The 23998-nt window shown below is 40.9% G+C and carries 26 protein-coding genes; 1 reads left to right on the plus strand and 25 read right to left on the minus strand.

Annotated elements, in window-relative coordinates; translation table 11 throughout:
• Positions 1-10 precede the first annotated feature (10 nt).
• Positions 11-1093 carry a M24 family metallopeptidase gene (locus tag H7T93_RS01415; protein WP_201041594.1) on the plus strand — a complete coding sequence of 361 codons (1083 nt, stop codon included), beginning with the start codon at positions 11-13 and terminating at the stop codon, positions 1091-1093.
• 99 nt (positions 1094-1192) lie between these two features.
• On the opposite strand, the gene H7T93_RS01420 is transcribed toward H7T93_RS01415, so the two are convergent.
• The 25 genes from H7T93_RS01420 to argF form a co-directional block, all read right to left on the minus strand.
• Positions 1193-1561 carry a S1 RNA-binding domain-containing protein gene (locus tag H7T93_RS01420; protein ID WP_002886108.1) on the minus strand — a complete coding sequence of 123 codons (369 nt, stop codon included), beginning with the start codon at positions 1559-1561 and terminating at the stop codon, positions 1193-1195.
• A gap of 1 nt (position 1562) precedes the next feature.
• The gene (locus H7T93_RS01425) at positions 1563-2969 is read right to left on the minus strand and encodes a Cof-type HAD-IIB family hydrolase (protein WP_004182928.1); all 1407 of its coding nucleotides are present in this window, start codon (positions 2967-2969) and stop codon (positions 1563-1565) included.
• 146 nt (positions 2970-3115) lie between these two features.
• Positions 3116-3580: an SsrA-binding protein SmpB gene (gene smpB / locus H7T93_RS01430; protein WP_002885905.1), complete on the minus strand. Its 465-nt coding sequence runs from the start codon at positions 3578-3580 to the stop codon at positions 3116-3118.
• 21 nt (positions 3581-3601) lie between these two features.
• Complete coding sequence (gene rnr / locus H7T93_RS01435; protein ID WP_022496009.1) at positions 3602-6055, minus strand: ribonuclease R; 2454 nt, start codon at positions 6053-6055, stop codon at positions 3602-3604.
• Between the two features lie 62 nt (positions 6056-6117).
• Complete coding sequence (secG, locus tag H7T93_RS01440; protein WP_002886135.1) at positions 6118-6354, minus strand: preprotein translocase subunit SecG; 237 nt, start codon at positions 6352-6354, stop codon at positions 6118-6120.
• Between the two features lie 45 nt (positions 6355-6399).
• Positions 6400-6546 carry a 50S ribosomal protein L33 gene (gene rpmG, locus H7T93_RS01445; RefSeq protein WP_002890443.1) on the minus strand — a complete coding sequence of 49 codons (147 nt, stop codon included), beginning with the start codon at positions 6544-6546 and terminating at the stop codon, positions 6400-6402.
• A complete protein-coding gene (locus H7T93_RS01450; RefSeq protein ID WP_175057479.1) occupies positions 6536-7759 on the minus strand; it encodes a multidrug efflux MFS transporter in 1224 nt (407 codons plus the stop codon). Before H7T93_RS01450 ends, rpmG begins: the two co-directional genes overlap by 11 nt.
• Positions 7760-7809: 50 nt before the next feature.
• Positions 7810-8403, minus strand: a complete 594-nt coding sequence (gene coaE, locus H7T93_RS01455) for a dephospho-CoA kinase (RefSeq protein ID WP_175057478.1) — start codon at positions 8401-8403, stop codon at positions 7810-7812.
• Positions 8400-9221 (minus strand): DNA-formamidopyrimidine glycosylase, encoded by an 822-nt coding sequence (gene mutM, locus H7T93_RS01460; RefSeq protein ID WP_175057477.1) that lies wholly within the window; start codon positions 9219-9221, stop codon positions 8400-8402. The genes coaE and mutM overlap by 4 nt, the downstream gene beginning before the upstream one ends.
• A 44-nt stretch (positions 9222-9265) precedes the next feature.
• Entirely contained in the window at positions 9266-10165 is a 900-nt protein-coding gene (gene era, locus H7T93_RS01465; RefSeq protein WP_175057476.1) for a GTPase Era, read from the minus strand.
• Positions 10166-10187: 22 nt separating this feature from the next.
• Positions 10188-10592 (minus strand): diacylglycerol kinase family protein, encoded by a 405-nt coding sequence (locus tag H7T93_RS01470; protein WP_002890438.1) that lies wholly within the window; start codon positions 10590-10592, stop codon positions 10188-10190.
• On the minus strand, positions 10573-11070 hold the full coding sequence (ybeY, locus tag H7T93_RS01475; RefSeq protein WP_002886021.1) for an rRNA maturation RNase YbeY: 498 nt from the start codon (positions 11068-11070) through the stop codon (positions 10573-10575). The genes H7T93_RS01470 and ybeY overlap by 20 nt, the downstream gene beginning before the upstream one ends.
• 217 nt (positions 11071-11287) lie before the next feature.
• Complete coding sequence (gene licT / locus H7T93_RS01480) at positions 11288-12127, minus strand: BglG family transcription antiterminator LicT (protein ID WP_175057884.1); 840 nt, start codon at positions 12125-12127, stop codon at positions 11288-11290.
• A 103-nt stretch (positions 12128-12230) separates the two neighbouring features.
• On the minus strand, positions 12231-12827 hold the full coding sequence (gene recR, locus H7T93_RS01485; protein WP_002889030.1) for a recombination mediator RecR: 597 nt from the start codon (positions 12825-12827) through the stop codon (positions 12231-12233).
• Between the two features lie 140 nt (positions 12828-12967).
• Positions 12968-15082 (minus strand): penicillin-binding protein PBP2B, encoded by a 2115-nt coding sequence (gene pbp2b / locus H7T93_RS01490; protein ID WP_037604008.1) that lies wholly within the window; start codon positions 15080-15082, stop codon positions 12968-12970.
• A 121-nt stretch (positions 15083-15203) separates the two neighbouring features.
• A complete protein-coding gene (locus H7T93_RS01495) occupies positions 15204-16040 on the minus strand; it encodes an NAD(P)H-hydrate dehydratase (RefSeq protein ID WP_175057475.1) in 837 nt (278 codons plus the stop codon).
• Between the two features lie 3 nt (positions 16041-16043).
• Entirely contained in the window at positions 16044-16898 is an 855-nt protein-coding gene (locus H7T93_RS01500) for a bifunctional methylenetetrahydrofolate dehydrogenase/methenyltetrahydrofolate cyclohydrolase (protein ID WP_175057474.1), read from the minus strand.
• 147 nt (positions 16899-17045) lie between these two features.
• The gene (locus tag H7T93_RS01505) at positions 17046-17822 is read right to left on the minus strand and encodes an alpha/beta fold hydrolase (RefSeq protein ID WP_175057473.1); all 777 of its coding nucleotides are present in this window, start codon (positions 17820-17822) and stop codon (positions 17046-17048) included.
• Positions 17823-17971: 149 nt separating this feature from the next.
• The gene (locus tag H7T93_RS01510) at positions 17972-18112 is read right to left on the minus strand and encodes a FeoB-associated Cys-rich membrane protein (protein ID WP_175057472.1); all 141 of its coding nucleotides are present in this window, start codon (positions 18110-18112) and stop codon (positions 17972-17974) included.
• A gap of 17 nt (positions 18113-18129) precedes the next feature.
• Entirely contained in the window at positions 18130-20268 is a 2139-nt protein-coding gene (gene feoB / locus H7T93_RS01515) for a ferrous iron transport protein B (RefSeq protein ID WP_175057471.1), read from the minus strand.
• Complete coding sequence (locus H7T93_RS01520) at positions 20265-20741, minus strand: ferrous iron transport protein A (protein WP_064523218.1); 477 nt, start codon at positions 20739-20741, stop codon at positions 20265-20267. The genes feoB and H7T93_RS01520 overlap by 4 nt, the downstream gene beginning before the upstream one ends.
• 171 nt (positions 20742-20912) lie before the next feature.
• Positions 20913-21647, minus strand: a complete 735-nt coding sequence (locus tag H7T93_RS01525) for an amino acid ABC transporter ATP-binding protein (protein ID WP_037602114.1) — start codon at positions 21645-21647, stop codon at positions 20913-20915.
• Positions 21647-22327, minus strand: coding sequence for an amino acid ABC transporter permease (locus tag H7T93_RS01530; RefSeq protein WP_002890385.1), 681 nt, complete (start codon positions 22325-22327; stop codon positions 21647-21649). The genes H7T93_RS01525 and H7T93_RS01530 overlap by 1 nt, the downstream gene beginning before the upstream one ends.
• Before the next feature lie 314 nt (positions 22328-22641).
• Entirely contained in the window at positions 22642-22872 is a 231-nt protein-coding gene (locus H7T93_RS01535) for a DUF1797 family protein (protein ID WP_201041595.1), read from the minus strand.
• Positions 22873-22940: 68 nt separating this feature from the next.
• A complete protein-coding gene (gene argF / locus H7T93_RS01540) occupies positions 22941-23921 on the minus strand; it encodes an ornithine carbamoyltransferase (RefSeq protein WP_175057470.1) in 981 nt (326 codons plus the stop codon).
• Between the last annotated feature and the right edge of the window lie 77 nt (positions 23922-23998).

A 23998-nucleotide genomic window follows, 5' to 3' on the forward strand; every position in this document is an offset into this window, starting at 1 on the left:
AGTTTTTTCTATGTCTAAACTTGATCGCATTCGTCATTTTTTGAATGAAAATAAAGCAGGGCTAGCTATTGTTTCAGATCCTGTAACTGTCAATTATCTTACTGGTTTTGATTGTGACCCACATGAACGCCAAATGTTCCTCTTCGTCTACGAAAATCGTGAACCTGCCCTCTTTGTTCCTGCTCTTGAGGTTGCACGTGCCTCTGCTGTACTCGACTTCCCAGTCTTTGGTTATGTGGATTCTGAAAATCCATGGCAAAAAATCAAAGCTGGTCTAGCAAGTACAGACAGCTCTATTATTTATGCAGAGTTTGACAATCTCAATGTGACTAAGTTCCAAGGATTGCAAACAGTCTTTGAAGGTCGCTTTGAAAACTTGACACCATTCATTCAAAAAATGCGCGTTATCAAGTCAGCTGATGAAATTCAAAAAATGATTGTTGCCGGTGATTATGCTGATAAAGCTGTTAATATCGGTTTCGACAATATCTCTCTTGACGTTACTGAAACAGACATCATTGCTCAAATCGAATTTGGCATCAAACGCTTGGGCTATGAAATGAGCTTTGAAACTATGGTCTTGACTGGTAACAATGCAGCCAACCCACACGGCATTCCTGGAAGCAACAAAATTGAAAAAGATGCTCTTCTTCTCTTCGACTTGGGCTGTATGGTGAATGGCTATGCTTCAGATATGACGCGAACAGTCGCTGTTGGAAAACCCGATGATTTCAAAAAAGAAATCTACCACTTGACTTTAGAAGCTCAACAGGCTGCCCTAGATATGATTAAACCAGGTGTAACTGCCAGCGAAGTCGATGCTGCAGCACGTAATGTTATTGAAAAAGCTGGTTACGGCGAATACTTCAACCACCGCCTCGGACACGGTATCGGAATGGATGTGCATGAATTCCCTTCTATCATGGAAGGAAATGACTTGGTAATCGAAGAAGGAATGTGCTTCTCTGTTGAACCAGGTATTTACATTCCTGAAAAAGTTGGTGTTCGTATCGAGGACTGTGGTTATGTGACAAAAGATGGCTTTGAAGTCTTCACACACACACCAAAAGAATTGATCTATTTTGATGTCTAATTAATAAACATGGGTCTTCAATTAAATTGAAGATCTTTTTGTTTGTAGCCAAATCGAAAACACCAAAAAAGCCGACTCATTGAGAGTCAGCTTTTTTTGCTATTTTTCCTCATGCTCTTGTCTAAGATAGTCAAGTCCTTCTTCAATCCATCCTGGCATTGCTTCTGCCAAAGGTTTAAAGCCATAGTTCAAACGACTATCTGAGAAACGATGACGATGAGGGATTTTATTTTTTTCTTCCTCAAGGGTTCTCAAAGAAAGACTGGCCTTTTGTGTAAATTCATCAAAATCAACAACTTGAACCAAGACCTCCTGGTCTACCTTGAGGGTATTGTAGATGTTGTCGATATAACCTGTCTTAATCTCCGAGATGTGAATCAAGCCTGTGGTACCATTTTCCAATGAAACAAAGGCACCGTAAGGCTTGATGCCTGTGATAACACCCCTAAGCTTGTCTCCAATTTTCATCTTAGTCTGCTACCTCAACTGTTTCAATCACAACATCCTCAAGTGGCTTATCTTGAGCTCCAACCTCAACATTGGCAATCTCATCAAGCACCTTGTAAGAGTCTTCATCCACCAATTGACCAAAGACTGTGTGACGACGGTCTAGGTGAGGTGTTCCACCATTTTCAGCATAAGCTTCCGCGATTGGTGCTGGCCAACCACCACGTTCGAGTTCCTTTTTAGCATAAGGAATTTCAGGCGTTTGAACGATGAAGAACTGGCTACCATTAGTATCTGGTCCAGCATTGGCCATAGAAAGCGCACCACGGAGGTTATAGAGTTCTTCAGAAAATTCATCCTGGAAGCTACCACCGAAACTTGACTCACCACCCATACCAGTACCAGTTGGGTCACCACCTTGAATCATAAAGTCCTTGATAATACGGTGGAAAATCACACCGTCATAGTAGCCACTCTTGGCCAAATTGACAAAGTTAGTAACTGTTAATGGTGCATGATCAGGGAAAAGTTTGATGACCAAATCACCATGGTTTGTTTTAATTGTTACGACTGGACCTTCTACTGCATCCAAGTCAAGTTGTGGGAAATGAAGTTCTTTTTCTACCAATCCGAGTTCCTCCAAGGCATTGAAAATGCCATCTTCTTCTACTGTTCCTGTAACGTAATCTGCTTTTTCTTTCAATTCTGGTGTAGCGTTACCCATGGCAATCTTAAGTCCAACATAGTCAAAGATTTCCATATCGTTTGGACCATCACCAAACATCATAGCATTGACCGGTTTAAGGTTTTCGTGCTCCAAGACATGCTCGACACCAGATGCTTTTGAGATACCATTTGCTACGACGTCAGAGGAGTGTTCGTGCCAAGGCACCAAGCGGACATGTGTCGCAAGTTCTTCTGGTAACTCAAGCTCACCATCATTTTCCGCAAAAGTCCACATATGGTAAACATCGTTCGACAAGTGGAAGTCTGGCTCCACATCACAAAGACCATAGACTGGTTTCATAGCATCATCAATCAAATCTGAACGCTCAGAAACAACTGGCTTATCCTTACCAGCAAAGCCCCAAGCAATCCCAATCTCCTTGCACCAAGCAACAAAGGCTTCTGTAACCTCACGAGCTAGGGGCTGGTTATAAATTTCTTCGCCTTTTCGATTAATCACATAAGTTCCATTGATGGTTACAAAATAATCGGGCTCTAAGTCTCGAATGTCCTCAACGACACCATAGTAGCCACGTCCTGTGGCAATCCCCGTCAAAATTCCTTTTTCTTTAAGCCCTTTGAAAACAGCCTTAATAGACTCAGGAATGTAGCCTGTCTTTTTGACACGAAGGGTGTCGTCAATGTCGAAGAAAACAATCTTTGTCTTCTTGGCCTTGTATTTTGTTTTAGCATCTACTGGCATCGCTAATCTCCTTTACAGTATCACGTCCAGAGTTAGGTATATCTGCTATCCTAACTAAAGACCGTATGGTACTCCCATTATATCATGTCTTAAAGCCAAAAACAAAAAATCATCTAGGACTATAGCAGTCTTAGATGATAGGCGTTTTAACGGTTAACACTCTTGATAATACGTTTAATATCACGTTCTTGTTCACGACGTTTGATAGACTCACGTTTATCGTAATCGTGTTTCCCTTTGGCAATACCAAGCAATACCTTGGCAAAACCGTTTTTTAGGTAGACCTTAAGAGGAACCAAGGTCATTCCTGTTCCCTTAAGGTCATTTTGAAGTTTGGTGATTTGCTTCTTCTTAAGCAATAATTTTCTCGTACGGTCTGGATCTTGATTCCAAATATTACCTTGCTCAAAAGGAGCAATATGAACATTGATTAACCAAGCCTCACCGTTCTTGATTTGGGCATAGCCATCTTTTAGTTGGATGCGTGCCGCACGAACGGATTTAATCTCCGTCCCTGTTAGCACGATACCTGCTTCAATAGTATCAACGATACTATAGTCATGTCTAGCCTTTTTATTCTGAGCAACAACATTGCCTTCACCCTTTGGCATAGCAGTCCCTCCATTCTCATCCTATTTTCGTTTTTTAGCAACGTCCTTGTAGAAAGGTTTGTTCCCTTTCTTCTTACGACGGCCACTCTCACGTCCCTTGTTATCATTATGAGGACGGTTTTGATTCTTACGCTTGTCGGGTTTCTTAGATGACTTACGTTTTTCGTCATAAGAGCCTTTACGACCATTAGCATCTTGATGGTTACGGTTATCCCCACGTTTACCACGACGTTCGAAGTCTCCATTTTGACGGTCACGACGTGGACCTCTATTTCGGAAGGCTTTCGCCTTCTCTTCACGTTCCTGACGAGCCTTGTGGTCTACTTTCTCAGTAACATCATACTCGCTTGGAAGGTATTGGAAGTCAATGTCTCCTGTTTCCTTATCCGCACGTGTTAATTTGACACGGATAGGCTGACCAACTCGGAAAGTCTTACCAGTTTTCTCACCCTGAAGTGTCATGGTACGTTCATTGTAATTGTAAAATTCTGGAAGGGTCGTGATGTGAACCAAACCTTCGATAGTGTTTGGCAATTCCACAAACATACCAAATTTAACCACACTTCCGACAATACCATCGAATTCTTGGCCAACAAACTCTTCCATGTATTCCGCTTTTTTCATAGCTTCAACGACACGTTCGGCATCAATGGCACGACGTTCAAGAGTTGAAGATGATGTCGCTAACTCAGGAATAACCTCTTCAAAATGTTCACGTGTTTCTTGAGACATATTGTTAGTGTACTCACGAATCATTCGGTGAACCAAGAGGTCTGGGTAACGACGGATTGGACTAGTAAAGTGGGTATAATACTGAGCCGCAAGTCCATAGTGTCCGTGGTTGTGTTCTGAATAGCGGGCTTGTTGCATTGAACGAAGCAGCATCATGTTCATGACCTCTGCTCCAGGTTTTCCCTGAACTTTGGCCATAAACTCTTGCAAGTCTAGCTGATCCATCTTATTGGCAGTTCCTTTGATTTGAACACCAAAGATAGAGGCATAATCCATGAAGCGTTGCAATTTCTCAGCCTTTGGCTCTTCGTGGATACGGTAAATAAATGGCAACTTAGCCTTAGCAAAGTGCTCTGCCACACATTCATTGGCAGCCAACATGAAGGATTCAATCATTCGCTCGGCTGTTCCACGTTCACGCACCACGATATCCACTGGCATTCCCTTCTCATTAACCAAGATACGAGCTTCAGATGTATCAAAGTTAAGGGCACCACGACGCTCACGCATGTCTTCTAAAATCTTATGCAATTCTGCCATAGCTGATACAGAATCCATGATTGGCTTAAACTGCTCAATCTTTTCTGGATTTCCAGCCAACATCTCATTGACATCACTGTAGGTCATACGGAAGGTTGTATTAATCACAGATTGACAAATCTTATGATTAACCACCTTACCTTTAGGAGTAATCTCCATAATGGCTGATTGCGTCAAACGATCAACATTGGGATTAAGTGAACAAATACCATTCGAAAGACGCTCAGGCAACATTGGTACCACGCGGTCTGTCACATAAACAGAAGTCCCACGTGCTACGGCCTCACGGTTAAGTGCAGATCCTTCAGTAACATAGTAAGACACATCAGCAATATGAACACCAAGCTCAAAGTTACCATTTGGCAAACGTTTGATATGAACCGCATCATCCAAGTCCTTAGCATCAGCTCCGTCAATGGTAAAAGTTACCTCTTGACGGAGGTCAACACGACCAACGAGGTCTTCCTGACTCGGTGCATCTGGTACAGCTTCTGCTTCCGCCATGACATCCTCTGGAAACTCTGAAACAATATCCATTGATTCCAAGACTTCCAAGACATCAATACCGGCATCCCCCTGATGACCAATAATGTCACGAACACTTCCTACGAAATAATCATAGTGACGGTTAGGGTATTTTTCAATATCAACCTTGATAATTTCAGTACCATCTAGGGCAACTGGTTCTTTCTTGATATAAATTGGCTGCTGAATTTTTTGGTTTTTAGACTTAATGTAACCCGCATAAGGTTCTTTCTCGTCGCTAAGGATAAATTTCCCTACAACAGTCTTAAGCGAACGTTCTACAATTTCAACAACACGCGCTTCTGCTGCTGTCCCACGCAAACGATCTGCTGGCTTCTTGATAACAACGGCAACAGTATCACCGTCAATGGCATGGCCAACATCATTACGACCGATGAACATGTCATCTTCACTGTCATCAACATGCAAGAAACCAAAACCGTTCTTATTGGCACGGAAGATACCTTCAACAGTCACCTGATTAGGATTTTCTTTCTTAGGACGCAAGGATACAGAGCCATCTCGGTTAAAACGCAACTGTCCCTTACTTTCCATGGCTGACATGGCCTTGATGAGCTGAGGGAACTTTTCTCCCCCAGCATGATTAAGAGCCTGGGCAATGTCGTTTACACTGGATTTCCCATGCTCCTTCAAATAATTTATAATAGATTCTTTCATGATTTCCTTTTCTTTTATTTATTGACTATAACGCAAAAAATGAGCCAACCTCAGTCAGCTCATTACTTACTTGAGAGAATGGAAAGGACGATTGCATCTACAATCCATAGAAAAACCATGATTCCTGTAAAGCGTTGCATAAAGGCTTCAAAACCACGTGGTTTACTACGTTCAAATAGTGCTTCTGACCCACCACCATCAAAGACATTGCTACTTGGATTTTTTTGTGGCTGCATAAATACCGCAATCACAATAATAGCTGACATCACCAAGAGCAGCGTTAATAATAAGTCGTACATAGTTATTCCTCCGAAAAAGTCCTTTTTATTCTACCATAGAACCCTTTAAGATTCAACATGTAAGGTTACTTTTCTATCCTTAGGGCAGAATTTGGGTACCTGAATTTTCTCAGGATGATTCTGTTTATTTTTACTTGTGAGATAGTTGATGCTCCCACATTCACTACACTTTAAATTGATTTTAACTCTCACCTATATTCTTGACTCCTAGCAATTTTCTAAAGATGATTAAGGACCAGACAAAATTTCCAAAGACAATCATTGCAGTCACAAAGAAGACCCAGCGATAACCTAGACCTGTCGCAACTGCTGACCCAACAAAGGGACCTAAAACCTGTCCAATATATGAAAAGCTTTGATTAAAGCTAAATATTCTTGAGATTCCTTCCTTGGGTGTCATCTTGGTCAATAAAGAATTGACACTAGGCATAAGAGCACCTACACCGAAGCCATAGGCAAAGCGTAAGATACCCAGTTGCAAGGCTGAACCGGCAAAACCACAGAGGAAATACAAGAGAAAGCTATAAAATAGCCCCATTAAAAGCAAGCGATGATTCCCAATACGGTCTCCCAATTTTCCCAGATAAGGGGTACTTAAGAGACTAGAAAAGCCCATAGCAGAAACAATTAACCCTGAGTAAAAAAGGATATTTTCCCTCTGACCTAAATAACGAATGTAAAGGGCCAACATAGGTGCAATCGATTGGGCAGAAATCTGAATAATCATACTGGTCACAAAAAGGCCAATCAACATAGATTTGCTGGGAATTCTTGCAAAAACCTGAGAAAGGGTCATCATCTCTCCCTTTTCGACAGGCTGGAAATCCTCTCGCAAGCCAAAAATAGTTAAGAGGCAGCAGATAAATAGAATAAGGCCCACCAATAAAAAGGTCCCTCTCATACCAAACGCCTCAGACAAGGTACCACCTAACAAAGGGCCAATCAGAACACCTGCCGTTAGACCCGTAGACAAGGTCCCCAAGGCATAGCCAGAACGGTTCTGAGGAACCTGACTAGCAATTAATGCTGTGGCATTTGGGACATAGCCCGCAAACAAACCATTCAGCGTTCTCAAGAAAAGTAGCCAGAAAACATTTGGGACTAAGGCAAGACCTCCCATTGTAAAAGTCATCACCATACTTGCCCTGATCATCATGGGCTTTCGACCATAACGGTCAGCCAGGCGTCCCCAAACAGGAGAAACCAAGGCAGAGGCTAAGGCAGAGATGGCAACAGACAAGCCAGCATACCATTCGACCATATCTCCTTTAACACCAAGTTCCTCAATGTAGAGGGCCATGAAAGGCATAACAATGGAGAAACTAGCTCCAGTAAAAAAGGTTCCTATCCATGCAATTTTAAGGTTACGTTGCCAATCAGTACTTTTAAGCTCTTTTTGGCGCAAATAATCATCTTCTTTCTAAAATTCACTATCCATTATATCACAATGGCTAGCTATGAGGAGCTCGTTAAATCATTTATTGCACTCTTAACCTTTTTCTTCAAATCATCGAGACTACCGTTATTATCAAGAACCAAGCTGGCATAGGGCATTTTCTCAGCTAAAGACATCTGGCTATCAATACGCAGCTTAGCTTCCTCAACACTTAAGTGATTACGTTTCATCAAGCGTTGGCACTGGATCTCCGGTGACACTGCCACCAACCAAATCTGATCAAACCAGTCCTGATACCCATTCTCAATAAGCAAGGGAATATCCATGAAAAAAACATCTTCTTCCTTGGCCAAACGATCCCTCTGAGCTGCTAGTTCCTCTCGAATAATTGTCCCTTGAATATCAGCAGACCGCTGTCTCATCTCCTCATTGGAAAAAATCAGTTGCCCTAGTTTAGGACGATTCAATTCTCCATTAGAAAGGAGAATCCCCTCTCCCAACCAATCAAGTAAGGCACGGTACAAACGGCCCCCTTGGGCCTGCATGTCGTGTACAAGCTGATCAGCGTCAATGACCTTGTAACCTGCCTCTTTAATCATTTCAACAACAGTAGATTTTCCTGAAGCAATACCACCTGTTAACCCAATAATCATTGTTTCTGACAATGAGGACACAAATGTGTTCCTCTCCCTCCTAACTTGATTTTCTCAATTGTGCTTGCGCAGCGTGGACAAGGCTGTCCCGTCTTTCCGTAAACCTGTAAATAGTTCTGCATGGTCCCATCTTCACCAAGGGCATTACGATAAGTCCTTATAGTTGAGCCACCTTTTTCAATTCCTAGCTGTAAAATAGCAATCGTTTGATCATGGACCCGTTTCATGGCTGCCTTGCTGAGTTTCTTTGCTGGCGTCTCAGGATGAACCTTGGCTGCCCAAAGCACCTCATCAACATAGATGTTGCCTAGACCAGCCACTAATTTCTGCTCCAAAAGGAGACTTTTAATAGGCTTGGCAGAGGTCATCAAGGCTCTCTCAAACGGAGCATATTTAAAAGCCTTCTTAGTAGGCTCAGGACCAAGCTTTTTCTTTGTAAAATAAGCGTCCTCTTGATTTTTAGCCAATAAATCAAAGGTCCCAAACTTGCGGACATCCTGATAAACAAGAGTCGAGCCATCATTTAAGGTAAAGAAAAGATGGAAATGCTTATTAACAGGAACCTGATCTGTAAACAAGAGGTATTTTCCTTCCATGCGCAAGTGGGAAATCAGAATCAATTGTCCAAGGTCAAAAATCAAGTACTTGCCTCTACGTCGCATGGCTTGAATAGTTTGACCAGGTAAGTCATTCAGAAAACTATCGTAGGAGGTCTTTATCATTTTCGGGACCTTAACCTCAAGCGACAAAATAGTCCGACCTACTACCAATCTTTCTAACCCTCGTCTAACAGTTTCTACCTCAGGTAACTCAGGCATCTGCTCCTCCTTCTAGCAAGAAAGCCGAGCAAGTGCCCAGCTTTTTAATATTCTTTTTCATTGTAACCAAAATCGGCCAAATCAAGTTTTTTATCACGCCAATTTTTCTTAACCTTAACCCAGGTTTCAAGGAAGACCTTGTCCCCAAGCATGACTTCAATATCTTTACGGGCAAGGGTACCAATCTTCTTGAGCATGGAACCTTGTTTACCAATGACAATGCCTTTTTGGCTGTCACGCTCAACCATGATTGTCGCACGAATGTGAATCTTATCCGTCTCTTCATCACGCTTCATCTCATCAATGACAACCGCAACAGAGTGTGGAATTTCTTCACGTGTCAACTGAAGGACTTTTTCACGAATCATCTCCGATACCAAGAAACGCTCTGGGTGGTCGGTGATTTGGTCCGCTGGGAAATATTGGAACCCTTCCTCAAGGTTATCACTCAAGACATCCACAAGATGAGAAACGTTGTTTCCTTGGAGGGCAGATATCGGAATAATCTCCTTGAAATCCATTTGTGTACGGAAATCCTCAATCTGCTCTAGGAGCTGATCTGGATGGACCTTGTCAATCTTATTGATTACCAAGATAACTGGAACTTTAGCTTGTTTGAGGCGTTCGATAATCATATTATCACCCTTACCACGAGGCTCATCCGCTGGTACCATAAAGAGGACTGTATCAACCTCACGAAGGGTTGAATAAGCAGATTCCACCATAAAATCCCCAAGAGCCGTCTTAGGCTTGTGAATCCCTGGGGTATCGATAAAGACAATCTGTTCCTTATCGGTTGTGTAAATGCCCATAATTTTATTGCGGGTTGTTTGAGCCTTATCACTCATGATAGCAATCTTTTGCCCCATAACATGGTTCAAAAACGTTGATTTTCCTACATTAGGACGGCCGAGAATAGCCACAAATCCTGATTTAAATGTCATATAACTTCTTTCCTACTTCGTTTTAATTGAAAATTAAGTGCCAAATTTTAGGTATGAAAACAATCATCCCCGTAATGACTGCATAACAAGAAACCACTAAAACAGCTCCAGCGGCCATATCCTTGGCATTTTTGGCTAGCATCGAAAAGTGATAATTACTAGCTAAATCGACAACATTTTCAATGGCAGAATTAACAATCTCTAGGGCAATTACGAGAAAAACTGCCATCAAAAGAAAGAGCCATTCTGTCGCAGACACACGGAAAATCAAGCCAGCCAATACCACCAAGATAGCTGAAACCAAGTGCTTACGCATATTGCGTTCTTCTTTAAAAGCCGTTATTATTCCTGTCAGAGCAAACTCAAAACTAGCTGTAAATTCTCTATTTTTCCACTTTTTTTGTGGGTTATTGTCGCGTAAGTCCATAAGCAGTCAAAATTTCTTCCTGTAATCCAAACATTTCCGCTTCTTCTTCTGGGGTGTAATGGTCGTAGCCATTGATGTGAAGAAAACCGTGAACAGCCAAGAAGCCCATCTCACGCTCGAAACTATGACCATAATCCTCAGCTTGCTCATGAGCCTTATCAACAGAAATAAAGAGTTCACCGATATAACTATCAAACTCTCCCATCATTTCAGCTAATTCAGGATTTTCAGCCAACTCTTCCTCATCAAAGCTAATGTCTAATTCAGGCTTATACTCCAAACTAATAACATCCGTTGGACGGTCCGTATCACGATATTCCAGGTTTAGCTCGTGGCTACGTTCGTTGGTTACAAATGTGACCGCCATTTCCTTGTCTTCCTTGCCAAGTCTTTGTGCTGCAAAATCTAGCAACTCCAAGGTTTGTTCTTTTAATTTCTCAGAGACTTGTCCAGTCTCATCAATCATTTCAATATACATAAGATACTTTAGGAACGGCTATGCTCACTTCAAGCATAGAACCGCTCGCTTCCTTTCACTAACTCATTAGCTTTTTTATACAAATACTCAAATACCTAGAATACTAGCCCAGAGTATTTTTGGTCTAATATTAATCACTTCATTATACCATAAGGACACAGAAAAAGCAGACTTAAGGCTAATTGTCTGCTTTTTGTAGGACCTCTCTGGGAATCGCTTACTTATCTAAATTATCCTTAAGACGTTGAATGTGAATGGTTAAAAAGACTTGTTCGTCTAAACTTAGATCAAAGGCATAACTTGTCTTGATATAGGTAGCAATCTTTTGGGTACAGATAAAGGACTCCGGATAATTTATCTTAACTTGTTCGTAAAGGAAAGCATCATTCTTGCCACCACTAACTCCGCTCACAATACGTTGTGCTAGGTATTGGAGATGTGTCATAAAACGGTTATACGAGAAACTATCCTCATCCAAATCATAACCAAAATGAAGACGGACAATGTCACTAACCCCAACCACAATTTGAGTCATCTGTCGGTCTTTTTCATGGAGACCCGCATCTTTTTGTGCATTAACAAAATGTAAGGCGACAGAGGCAGCCTCATCATCTTCTAACTGAACTTCTAAATCCTTGGCAATCAAACGAAGGGCTTGTTTCCCAATTTCATACTCCCGAGGATAAAATTTTCGAACCTCCCAAGCCAAAGGATTCTGCAAAGAAACACCCTCTCTACTTCTTTCAATAGCATAATGTAGGTGATCGGCAAGGGCGATGAAAAAAGAGGGATTAAACTTGGTTTGCAAGACAGCCTCAGCAAAAGTAAGGATATTCAAAAAGACCTGCATTTCACCATCAGGTAAATTGACATAAACACGAGACCATTCCTCTACTACCTCTGTATTTTCCAAAACAAAAGTCTTTTCAATCTTTTCCTTATCAACAAGGTCTCCGACCTTCTTTTGAAAACCTAGTCCCTTACCCATGACAATGTATTCCACATTATTATCCAAAGCTTGGATAACATTGTTGTTTAAAACCTTTTCAATCTTCATCATGATTCCTCGTTATAAAAGCGCTTACTTTGTTTTACCAAATTTTTAATGAGAAACCTACTTACTACAAACTAAAAGTGCTGGCCTGACCAACACTTCTTACTTATAGTTCTGTTCGATTTTCGATAGCTCTTAGCAAGGTCACTTCATCAGCATACTCAATGTCAGAACCGACTGCCAAACCACGCGCTAAACGAGTCACCTTGATTCCTGCAGGTTTAAGGACACGTGAAATATACATAGATGTTGCCTCACCATCTGCTGTTGCATTAGTAGCAATGATAACCTCGTCAACCTCGCTATCCATAAGACGGGTAATCAAACTTTTCAGGTTAATATCGTCTGGCCCAACACCATTCATAGGGGAAATAAGCCCTTGAAGCACATGGTAGAGACCACGGTATTCCTGAATCTTTTCCATAGCTGAAACATCTTTGGAGTCTTCAACAACCAAAATCTTAGTACGGTCTCTAGTTTCATCGGTACAAATGTTACATGGATCATCATCTGTCAAACGACCACAGACCGAACAATAAGTCAATTCACGTTTTGCTGCCAAGAGGTTTTTTGCGAAATCGTTGACATCTTCATCAGACATACTAATGGTATAAAAAGCTAGGCGTGTCGCTGTTTTAGCCCCAATTCCAGGGAGTTTTGAAAAACTATCAATCAGCTTCGCAATTGGAGTAGGATAAAGCATGAAGGCCTCCTGTTCTTTATATTTTTTTATCCATCACTTATCTTTTGTCACTGTCATGGATATGTCTTTACCCAAGAACAAATACTCAAACACTATATCACAGAAAAATCCCTCGTGCAAGGCACGAGAGATTTTCATATTTAGTGAGTATTTTGATAAAGTTCCATGATAGCTTTGACTGCAACTTGGGGGCTTTTACTCTTCCAATCAAGAACATGTGGGTACATGATTCCAACAGCCAACTTCGTACCATCTTTGGCGGTCGCATAGGCTACGGCATTAAGATTATATGTTTTTACTGTGTTACCTGAGCTGTCTGTCGTATAGGTTTCGGCTGTCCCTGTTTTACCACTAATTGGAATGATAGAACTTGCCATAGCTTTACCAGTCGCAAGGCTAGAACCAGAATTAACGACATCATTAAAGCCTTGTTGGATAATCCCCATCTGCTCAGAATCAAGAGGTAAGGTATTTAATACACGTGTATCTACCGTTGAAGCTAGAGCTCCTAAGCTACCATTAGTACCAGCATCATAAATACCTCCCACAATATGAGGTGCTACACGTTTACCACCATTTGCAATTGAAGCAACATACTGAGCCAGCTGAATGGTTGTATAAGAATCGTACTGACCAAAGGCCTCTGTCAAAACGTTGGCTACATTGTAATTCTTAGAAATGTACCCTTCTGATTCTCCAGGCAAATCAAGTCCTGTAGATACCCCCATACCAAAATCAGCGTAGGTATCACGAAGTGTCGTCATGGCCTTATCCATATTGTCAGTCGACAAGGCCATGCCTGGAACATACTGTTGGCCAAGTAGTTTGATTGCAATCTGCACCATATAGGTATTTGATGAATATTCTAGAGCCTGTGTCGCGGTAATAGGACGGCTACCTTGATCTGTAAACCAAGACGTAATCGAGGCTGAACCAGCAATGTTGATTGGTTGGTCAGTCAAGACCTGATTCCCATAGATGGCACCTGAACGCCAACCAGCAGTTAGGGTTGCTCCCTTAACAACAGATCCTGGAATAAAGACATCAGTGATTGTTCCTAAGGCATTTGCTTTAAAATCTTGTGCTCCTTGTTCATGTTTTTGCCCCGCCATGGCAAGTACAGCACCAGTTTCAGCATTCATAACAACGGCATACATTCCTTCAGAATAGGTAGCTTTGTTCTCTGAAATCTCTGAAGAAAGCTGTTGACCTAGGATATCTTCAACTCCCTTTTGGAAATCAAGGTCGATGGTCAACTGCAGATTGTTACCCTTACTTCCCTTTTGAGTGATTTTATCACTAGCAACTTCGCCTTCCTTGTCTACTGTAATCTCACGAACAGTATGTTTCCCTTGTAGCTTCTCCTCATATTCTTTTTCTAGATAAGAAGTTCCTACACGGTCATTAAGGGCATAACCTTTTTTGAGGTATTCCTTAGCATCTTCTTGTGGCAAACCTGCTTCTGAACTTGAGACTTTCCCGATGAGAGGAGACAAGGCTGAATCAACCGTATGACGCTCCCAATCCTTAGCAACCGTAATACCATTAAGTTCCTTCTGTTTAGCTGCTACAATCGCAATTTGTTCAGGCGTCAAGTCTCCTGTTTTCAATGTGACTGTTGAGAAATTAGAAACAGCATTCATCTGTGAGTAAATGTAGACAATCTTAAGCTCATCCTCAGTGTAATCCACTGCTTCATCAGGAACGGCATCAACAGCATTGTTGTAAATAGTAGCTTCAGCTAATTTATTACCAAACTTATCTGTTTTCTTGTCCTTTGGAAGATCATTAACCACACGTTTGTAGGTGGCAGAATCCGCTAGATAGAAATCGCGTTTCTGGCGTGCTGTTACCTTCGTCTCCGTTAGTGTTACCATGGTCGCTAACTTTTCAGCGACCTTCTTCATAGTATCTGATGACACCAAATTGCTACGTGTAAAGGTGATAACGTCCTTACTCTGGTTGGTCGTAAGAGCGACCCCCTTAGCATCAAAGATTTGCCCACGTTCACTTGCAATCCTAACCGTATACTTAGAATTATCCTCTAATTTCTTAGTATAAAACGATTTGTTATAAACCTGCATATAGGTCAAACGTGCAAAAAGTAACAAAAAAAGGACAAAGACTACACCAAAAAGCAAGTAAACACGACGTGAAATGTTTACTGGCTTTCTAGGTTTGTTCGCTCGTTTTTCTTTTTGTTTTTGGCGCCGTTTTTCCCATTTTTGACTGAGTTTTTTCGAAAATGATGTCACTTTTTTTCCTCTATGTTCTCATAAAAATTCTCTTTTATTTTATCACAAATAAGCTTCAGCAATCTTAAAAAAATGTCGAAATCTAAAAAAACTCGCCTCAATATAAGACACGTTTTTTAGATTATATTGACAACTTTTTCATCCAGCTAGGAATGGCTTTACTGATATGTGTCGGCAAAACCACATAGGCATTTTTAGCCAGATCATCAGCGATAGCTGAGTGAAGCCAGGTAGCTACTGTGACAGCCTTATAGCGATCAATTGAAGAAAACTGGGCCAGAAAACCAGTAATCATACCAGCCAAGGTATCTCCCATTCCTCCTGTGGCTTGATAAGGCCCACCAACTTCTAAATAAGCTACTTTTTCACCCTGATAGACAGCCGTCTTATGACTCTTGGCAACCAGGATTGTCCCAGCTCGGAACTCTCCCAAGGCTTTTTGAGTGTTGGAAACGGTCTGCTCTGGAATCCTTAAACCAGACAAGCGTTCCCATTCTTTTTGATGTGGGGTGAGAGTAAGGTGACAATCTGGTAAGCTCTTCTTATTCTTCTTAGCCAAAAGATTGAGAGCTGAACCATCAACAACCAAATTTTGATCTGCCCTAATATTTGCCAGCACCAAGTCCATAGCCTGACTAGCTACACCATCTTCACCTAGGCCAGAACCGATTAATACCACATCAGCTGCCCTAAGATTCTCAAGAAATCTTTCAGTCTCTCTAAGGTCAAAAGCCATGGCTTCAGGGAGATGAGCATGGAGGGCTGTGATATTTTCACGATCCGTAGCCACTGTGACCAAGCCTGCCCCACTATTGACACAAACTATGGCAGCCATAATGATGGCACCACCATAAGGATAAAGCCCACCAACTAAAAGCACTCGACCGTAAGAACCCTTGTGAGACTCTCTCAAGCGAGGTGTTATCACTTGCCTAGCTAAATCGTCATCAACTTTCATAAACTATCCTTTCGCACTACGAAGAGCAGCTTGATAGGTCTGTTCCATCAGCATAGTAATAGTCATAGGGCCTACACCACCTGGAACAGGCGTGATCATGCCAACCTTATCTTTCACTTGATCAAAATCAACGTCACCACAAAGTTTGCCTTCTTCATCACGGTTGATTCCCACATCAATGACAACAGCACCTTCTTTGACATAGTCTTCTGTTACAAATTTTGCACGTCCAATAGCTACAATCAAGACATCTGCCTTGCTACAAACCTTAGCCAAATTCGGTGTTCGTGAGTGGGTCAAGGTAACTGTTGCATTCTTTTCTAGAAGAAGCTGAGCCATAGGTTTACCAACAATATTACTACGTCCGATAATAACTGCTGTCTTACCTTCCAATTCAACATTGTACTCACGAAGGATTTCCATAATCCCAGCCGGTGTACAAGGAACCATTTGACGGCGACCATTCCAAAGATTACCAGTATTCATAGGATGGAAACCATCGACATCTTTTTTAGGATCAATAGCCAAAAGAATACGCATTTCATTAATATGATTCGGCAGTGGCAACTGAACCAAGATACCATGGAAAAGCGGATCCTGATTATAGCGCTCAATAACTTCAATCAACTCTTCCTCACTAATACTCTCAGAAAGATTGACCGTCTGACTATGGAAGCCAGCCTTTTTAGCAGCACGTTCCTTATTACGCACATAAACTTGACTAGCTGGGTTGTCTCCAACCATAATTACCACTAGTCCTGGCACAATCCATTCCTTTTCTTTTAGACGTGCTACCTTTTCTTGCAATTGATCCTGCATTTTAACAGCTAGGGCCTTACCATCCATTATTATCGCCATGGGTGTTCTCCAATACATACTTTTTTTCAATTATACCATAGTGAGGACTCTTTGTGACTAAATTTTCTAAATTTTCAAAAAGACGTTTCAAATGAAAGCTAAAAAAGCTGGAATTGCCTTCCAACTTCTTCTGATTATCTTTCGTGACTAATCCACAAAACCATTTTGCTGACTCCAACCCTTAATAACCTTCAAGGTCTTCTGCTGGTATTTGCCACTTTCATACATGTGATCTGCACCTGTTAAGGAAACGAGAACAGAATCACGGTAGTTCTTAGCTGTTCTTCTAGCAATATTAGGATGAGTCATCTTATCCTTGGTTCCTGAAATGACGAGAACAGGACATAAAATGTTACTAAAGTCCACATAAGCTGCCTTTGTCTTATCAAAGCAATGAAGAGCCATCTGAGTATAAACTTTTCCTGATTCAGGAACCAGATTAGCAAAAACTTCCTCTTTCAAAGCTTCCTCTTGTTCATTCATGCAATACTTGAAAAACTCCTTTTTATAAGGGGGCATGGCTTTTTTCCAAAAACCCCAGCGTAAAAAGTGTTTGCCAAAACAAGCTAACATGGTTGGATAAAAGGCATAAATATCTGCTGTCGGAGCAGGTCCCATGAGAATCATACCAGCAACTTCTGTCTTTTCAGCAACCATTTGAGCCACCAGACAGCCTAAAGAGTGCCCCAAAATGAGTGGTGGTTGGTCTAGACTTTCAATCAAAGCCACTAAATCATCTCGATAGTCCTGCAAGGTAACAGTCCCAACTTTAGCTAGGCACTCTTGATAAGGTAGGTCATGGTAACGAAAGCTAGGTGTATGCACCTTGTATCCCATTTGACGTAGACCTGTCGCAAATTCTCCCCAAACATTGCCATCACACCAGGTCCCATGAATTAGGACAATCTCTCTGTTCAAAACCATTCCTTATACATCTCCCTTTTTTGTTAAAAATTTAGATTATTTATCTATCTTATAGTATCATACTTCCAACCTACATACCTTTATACATTTCTTACAATCGTAAGAAAATGGTCTCTTATTCATTTAAGAGACCATTTTTCTATATATTATTAGCGATTAGCCTTATACATTTCTTCCTTAACCGGACAAGAACACTCACAATCGCCACAAGAACCTTTTCCTTTGATATAGTGACGGATGCCAAGGCCAGCCAAAGCAAAAATAATGAAGGCAATGATAAACGTTGACATAACAATTCCTCCTAAACCTAAATATGGGCTTCTTGAAGATTATCCAAACTAATGATTTGATCCTTAATCTGACGTGGTTTACGAACCACAAAATAAATCATGGTCACTAACAGCAAGAAAGCAACAAAAGTCCAAATTGTCATTGACTTGCCGTATAGGATAACTTGGCCAAACTGATAAAGAATTAAACTCACACAATAAGCTAGGCCTGTTTGAAAACCGATAGCACCAACCGTCCATTTAAGATTGGCCATTTCACGCTTAATAGCTCCAATAGCTGCAAAACATGGGGCACAAAGTAAATTAAAGACTAAGAAGGAATAAGCTGCTAGGGAAGAATAATCTCCTCGTAAAGCCTCAGCTAAACCAGCTTCACTGCTATTATGATAGAGAATACCAAAGGTGGCAACAACAGTCTCCTTGGCAGCTAAGCCTGTAAGAGCCGCAACTGTTGCCTTCCAATTTCCAAATCCAAGCGGATCAAAAATCCAAGACAAACTCCTACCGAGAGTCGCCAAAATGCTGGCTTCCGTATCTACCGTATGTAGCGTAAAGTTGTAGTTAGACATAAACCAGATAAGAACCGTTAAACTGAAAATGATGGTTCCCGCACGTTTGACAAAACTCATAGCCTTACCAAAGGCATAGCGCAAAACTGACATGGCTTTAGGCCAATGGTAAGCAGGCAATTCCATTATAAACGGACTGGTTAGGCCACCCAAAAAACTCGTCTTTTTGAGGGCAATACCTGATAAGATAATGGTAGCCATCCCAATAAAATAAGTACTTGGTGCTACTAATGAGTTACTAGGGAAGAAAGCTCCAGCAATCAAGGCAATTATTTCCAACTTGGCCGAACAAGGCATGAAGGTTGCCGTCATAATGGTAATGCGACGGTCCCTTTCATTTTCAATAGTTCGACTAGACATAACCGCTGGAACCCCGCAACCTGTCGAAATCAGCATGGGAATAAAGGATTTTCCAGAAAGCCCAAAACGTCGGAAAATACGGTCCATAACAAAGGCAATACGACTCATATATCCAATGTCCTCAAGCACACCCAAACAGATAAAGAGCACAAAAATTTGAGGAAGGAATCCTAGTACTGTCCCAATCCCAGCGACGATACCATCAATAATCAAAGACTTAAGCCAGTCCTGAACTTGAAGAAAGTCAAGACCAGAAGTTACCAAATCTGGAACATACTTACCAAAAAGCACATCGTTAGCCCAGTCTGTCCACATGGTTCCAACAGTTTGGATAGATAAGAAATAAACCAAATACATAACTGCTGCGAAAATTGGTAAAGCCAAAATACGGTTGGTAACAATCCTATCAATCTTATCTGACAAGGTCAGGGCAAAATCTTCCGTATGACTTTGAGCCATCTGACAAACACGTTCAATAAAGGCATAACGCTCATTAATGACAATTGACTCCGCATCTTCTGTGAAAATTTCCTCAGTGATACGAATGATATCTTTGATTTCTTTTCGTTGGAATGGGGACAAGTCTAGCTCAGCCTCAACTAAAGCATCATGTTCAAAGAGTTTAATGGCATAAAAACGCGCAGACCTTTGTGGCACCGAATTTCCCAAGACTTCCAAAATTTGTGAGATGGCAGCTTCTAACTTATCGTCATAAATTGGAAAGGCAATGTCAGCAACTGTAGAGGTTGTCGTATGAGCTGCCTTCTTCACTGCCTGATCGACACCAGTTTGTTTGAGAGCACTAGTAGCTACTACTGGGACGCCTAGATGATAAGATAATTTATCAATATTTATCTGTTTTCCCTGAGCCTCCAAAACATCACTCATGTTAAGTGCTAAAGTGACTGGAATACCTGTCTCAATCAACTGCGTTGTCAGATAAAGGTTACGCTCCAAATTAGTCGCATCAACCACATTTAGAATACTTTCGGCCCTTTGGCTCAACAAATAGTCACGAGCTACCTTTTCTTCAGGGCTATAGGGTGACATTGAGTAAATCCCTGGTAAATCCTGGATTTCTAAATCCTTATTCTTTTTGACCAGACCACTTTTTCGTTCTACAGTAACACCCGGCCAGTTACCAACACGCTGATTGGTCCCTGTTATCAGGTTGAATAAACTGGTTTTACCACTATTAGGATTACCTATTAATGCAATTTCTGTCATTTTTCCTCTCCCTCGTCCAGCATGACCACACTAATCATTTGCGCTTCCGACTTGCGTAGGGTTAATTCATACCCTCTCAAGCTAATTTCTAGAGGATCTCCCAAAGGAGCTACCTTACGCAATAAGACCCGAGTACGCTTTGTAATTCCCATATCCATAAGACGCCGTTTGGTCTCATTTGCTGAAAAAATATCAGTAACGATAGCCGAACGTCCAACTGGTAATTCAGAAAGAGGTATCTTTTCCTGATCTTCCTCCGCAGGTGCCAAATCAATCTTATCTAGAATCGAAGCATCAAAGGCTAAGCGACTCCCCTTTACGATAATAATAGCACTGTTCTTGGTCTTAGTTACCACCTCAATCATTTCACCGGCAGCCAGCCCTAGGTTAGATAAGTGCAAAAGACTATCCTTAGGGAGGTTAATGCCAAGAATCCGGTAAGGCGTTTTTAAGGCCGCATCATATATGAGCATATTTCTTGACCTACTTTATTATTTTTGATATGGCATCATTATAGCATATTTATCCATTTTTTCCGCAATATTATCCTAAACAAGAATGATTCTAGAAAAGCAGAACACAAAAAGAAAAGGCCAGAAAAGTTCCAGCCTTCACAAACAATGTATACATACTTAATGAATATCTTACAAAACCTTACTCAAGAAATCCTTAGTACGATCTTCCTTAGTATTGTCGAAAATCTCTTGTGGTGTACCTTCTTCGACAATAACACCGCCATCCATAAAGATAACACGATCAGCCACCTCATAAGCAAAGCCCATTTCGTGGGTAACAATTGCCATTGTCATCCCTGATTTAGCAAGGTCCTGCATAACTGCAAGAACTTCACCAACCATTTCTGGATCAAGGGCTGATGTTGGTTCGTCAAACAAGAGAACGTCTGGATCCATAGCCAAACCACGTGCGATTGCAATACGTTGTTGCTGACCACCAGATAGACTTGTTGGGTAGGCATCTGCCTTATCTTTCAAGCCAACCTTTTCTAAAAGTTCCATAGCTTTCGCGTCTGCATCAGCTTTTGAAACACCCTTGGTTTTAATCGGTGACAAGGTGATATTTTCCTTAACTGTCATGTTAGGGAAGAGGTTAAACTGTTGGAAAACCATTCCCATTTTTTCACGCATTTTGAAAATATCGTTATTCTTATCTGTAATATCCACACCTTCAAAAGAAATAACGCCTTTTGTAGGTTTCTCAAGCAAGTTCATTGAGCGTAGGAAGGTTGATTTTCCTGATCCTGAAGGACCAATGATAACCACTACTTCACCCTTTTTAATATCTAGATCAATCCCTTTGAGAACTTCATTCTTACCAAAATACTTGTGAAGATTTTTAATCTCAATAATTGTTTCTGCCATTATTTACGTCCCTCCCCAAGTCGTTGTTCCATTTGTTTCAAGAGTGCCGTCATAGCTGTTGTTACAATCAAATAATAGAAGGCTGCGAACAAGAGCGGCGTCAAAGTCAAGTAGGTCGTTGTTGCAACAGTTTGTGCACCATTCCACAATTCCATAACCCCGATAGTTTGTAAGAGCGAACTATCCTTGATAATAGTGACAAACTCGTTACCTAAGGCAGGCAAGATATTTTTAATAGCTTGAGGCAAGACCACATAACGCATGGTATTCCATGGACGGATACCAAGTGAGTAGGCTGCTTCAATCTGACCTTTAGGAATAGACTCGATACCTGCACGTACGCTCTCAGAAATATAAGCACCACTGTTCAAAGAAAGGACGATAATACCCGGAACGATACGTGACAAATCAAGGTTTAAAATCCCAAACTGCACAGTTGGAAGGTTCATGTGGATGAGGTTAAAAGCAATCATAATCTGCACAACCATAGGAGTCCCACGGAAAACCCAAACATAAAGGCTTACTAGCCATTCCAAAGGTTTGATTCCAGAACGCTTGGCCAAGGATACCAAAACCCCGAGGATGGTTCCGAAGAAGACCACGCAGACCGAAATCATAATTGTTACTAAGACACCATAGTTAAAGTAAGACCAAAACTGCGGTAGAAATGAAAAATTCATCTAGATACTCCTTACTAATATTCTTCAATATTATATCAGAAGACTGTATAAAAATAAAGTATTTTCTTATAAATGCGATATTTCAGTATAAAAACTAAGTTATAGACATCGCTATCAAATCTCTCAAGCAAGACACCTCAAGTCCTCCTAAGATGACATCTTCCCAAAAGGTTTGTCAATGATTTCAAATACTGCCTATTTTGGTAACCCATACAAGCATTACCCGATGCTTTCATCCTGATAAAAATGCCTGAAACTATCGAGTTTCAGGCATTTTGAATTTTTGGAACCTTGTAAAGTCCCCAAATGATTTATTAGTAAAGCAAATCGTAGATTTCCATTGAAATCAAGTCGATGCTATCAAATGAATAAGATTCACGTGCTTCAACGTCACGCAATGTGAAAACTGGACCATTTTCAGGATCGTTGCTAAATGATACTTCGGCAACAACCACTCCTTCACGTTCAAAATTACGTTTCAAATTACCACCATCAGCCGCCATCATTTCAAGACGGTTAATGATTCTCACCAAATGTGATTCCATGTTATTTCTCCTATTAATTGTGTATTTCTTACTTATTTTATCACACTTATGGGAAAAATGGGGGAATTTTAAATATTTTTCAAGGAATTGTACATAATGGCCTTGATAGAATGCATACGATTCTCAGCTTCTTGGAAGATGATATCACTGTATTTTTGGAAGACTTGATCTGTGATTTCTAACTCTGCCAAACCATATTTGTCATAGATTTCTTTCCCAATTTGGGTATCGAGATCATGAAAGGCTGGGAGACAATGCATAACGATAACATCTGGATTTTCTGTCTTGGCTAGTAGGTCTGCATTAATTTGATAAGGCAAGAGTAAATCAATACGAGATTTAAAATCTACCTCTTCACCCATAGATACCCAGACATCCGTATAAAGCATATCCACTCCCTCGACCTCTGAAATATCATCTGTAATGGTTAAGTCGGCACCATTATTATGTTTCTGAGCTAAGGCTACAATCTCATCTTCGGGTTGCAGCACCTCTGGGGCAATAATCTTGACATTAACGCCTAAAATAGCCGAAGTGACCAAAAGTGAGTTGGCCATATTATTTCTACCATCTCCAATATAGGCGATGGTCAAGTCTTCCAAACTACCGAAGTGTTCCTTCAAAGTCATGAAATCCGCAATCATTTGAGTTGGATGCCAGGTATCCGTCAAACCATTCCAGACCGGAACTCCTGAGTACTTGGCCAAATCTTCAACATCTTCTTGTTTAAAACCACGGTACTCGATTCCATCAAACATAGATCCCAGAACCTTGGCTGTATCAACTACAGATTCCTTCTTACCTAACTGAATGTCTCCAGCACCAAGGTAGGTCACATTCATACCTAGGTCCTGACCGGCCACTGTAAAAGCTGAGCGAGTTCTGGTAGATGTTTTTTCAAAAATCAAGGCAATATTTAAACCATCTAAATATTTATGCGGAATTTTTTCCTTTTTTAACTGTTTAAATTTTATAGATAAATCAATTAACTCCTCGAGTTCTTGCTTGGTAAAGTCGATTTCTTTCAAAAAGGATTTAGCTTGTGTCATAGGTATCTCTCTTTCGTTCTGAATAATATAAAAACATTATATAATATTTATACATTATAAACAAGTGATTTTGAATT

Source organism: Streptococcus sp. 9.1 (assembly GCF_016648815.1).
GTDB classification, from domain to species: Bacteria; Bacillota; Bacilli; order Lactobacillales; family Streptococcaceae; genus Streptococcus; species Streptococcus salivarius_E.

Excerpts from the sequence above, each read along its gene's own strand:
- smpB (WP_002885905.1), bottom strand. The coding sequence starts at position 3,580 with ATGCCAAAGGGTGAAGGCAATGTTGTTGCTCAGAATAAAAAGGCTAGA.
- licT (WP_175057884.1), bottom strand. The coding sequence starts at position 12,127 with ATGAAGATTGAAAAGGTTTTAAACAACAATGTTATCCAAGCTTTGGAT.
- H7T93_RS01505 (WP_175057473.1), bottom strand. The coding sequence starts at position 17,822 with ATGGTTTTGAACAGAGAGATTGTCCTAATTCATGGGACCTGGTGTGAT.
- H7T93_RS01525 (WP_037602114.1), bottom strand. The coding sequence starts at position 21,647 with ATGGCAGAAACAATTATTGAGATTAAAAATCTTCACAAGTATTTTGGT.
- H7T93_RS01425 (WP_004182928.1), bottom strand. The coding sequence starts at position 2,969 with ATGCCAGTAGATGCTAAAACAAAATACAAGGCCAAGAAGACAAAGATT.
- H7T93_RS01520 (WP_064523218.1), bottom strand. The coding sequence starts at position 20,741 with ATGCTCATATATGATGCGGCCTTAAAAACGCCTTACCGGATTCTTGGC.
- rnr (WP_022496009.1), bottom strand. The coding sequence starts at position 6,055 with ATGAAAGAATCTATTATAAATTATTTGAAGGAGCATGGGAAATCCAGT.
- feoB (WP_175057471.1), bottom strand. The coding sequence starts at position 20,268 with ATGACAGAAATTGCATTAATAGGTAATCCTAATAGTGGTAAAACCAGT.
- mutM (WP_175057477.1), bottom strand. The coding sequence starts at position 9,221 with ATGCCTGAGTTACCTGAGGTAGAAACTGTTAGACGAGGGTTAGAAAGA.
- H7T93_RS01510 (WP_175057472.1), bottom strand. The coding sequence starts at position 18,112 with ATGTCAACGTTTATCATTGCCTTCATTATTTTTGCTTTGGCTGGCCTT.
- secG (WP_002886135.1), bottom strand. The coding sequence starts at position 6,354 with ATGTACGACTTATTATTAACGCTGCTCTTGGTGATGTCAGCTATTATT.
- recR (WP_002889030.1), bottom strand. The coding sequence starts at position 12,827 with ATGCTTTATCCTACTCCAATTGCGAAGCTGATTGATAGTTTTTCAAAA.
- H7T93_RS01535 (WP_201041595.1), bottom strand. The coding sequence starts at position 22,872 with ATGGAATCACATTTGGTGAGAATCATTAACCGTCTTGAAATGATGGCG.
- H7T93_RS01495 (WP_175057475.1), bottom strand. The coding sequence starts at position 16,040 with ATGAAAGTTGATGACGATTTAGCTAGGCAAGTGATAACACCTCGCTTG.
- H7T93_RS01530 (WP_002890385.1), bottom strand. The coding sequence starts at position 22,327 with ATGAATTTTTCATTTCTACCGCAGTTTTGGTCTTACTTTAACTATGGT.
- era (WP_175057476.1), bottom strand. The coding sequence starts at position 10,165 with ATGACATTTAAATCAGGATTTGTGGCTATTCTCGGCCGTCCTAATGTA.
- H7T93_RS01415 (WP_201041594.1), top strand. The coding sequence starts at position 11 with ATGTCTAAACTTGATCGCATTCGTCATTTTTTGAATGAAAATAAAGCA.
- H7T93_RS01470 (WP_002890438.1), bottom strand. The coding sequence starts at position 10,592 with ATGGACTTACGCGACAATAACCCACAAAAAAAGTGGAAAAATAGAGAA.
- ybeY (WP_002886021.1), bottom strand. The coding sequence starts at position 11,070 with ATGTATATTGAAATGATTGATGAGACTGGACAAGTCTCTGAGAAATTA.
- H7T93_RS01420 (WP_002886108.1), bottom strand. The coding sequence starts at position 1,561 with ATGAAAATTGGAGACAAGCTTAGGGGTGTTATCACAGGCATCAAGCCT.
- coaE (WP_175057478.1), bottom strand. The coding sequence starts at position 8,403 with ATGATTATTGGGTTAACAGGTGGTATTGCTTCAGGAAAATCTACTGTT.
- H7T93_RS01500 (WP_175057474.1), bottom strand. The coding sequence starts at position 16,898 with ATGGCGATAATAATGGATGGTAAGGCCCTAGCTGTTAAAATGCAGGAT.
- argF (WP_175057470.1), bottom strand. The coding sequence starts at position 23,921 with ATGACACAAGCTAAATCCTTTTTGAAAGAAATCGACTTTACCAAGCAA.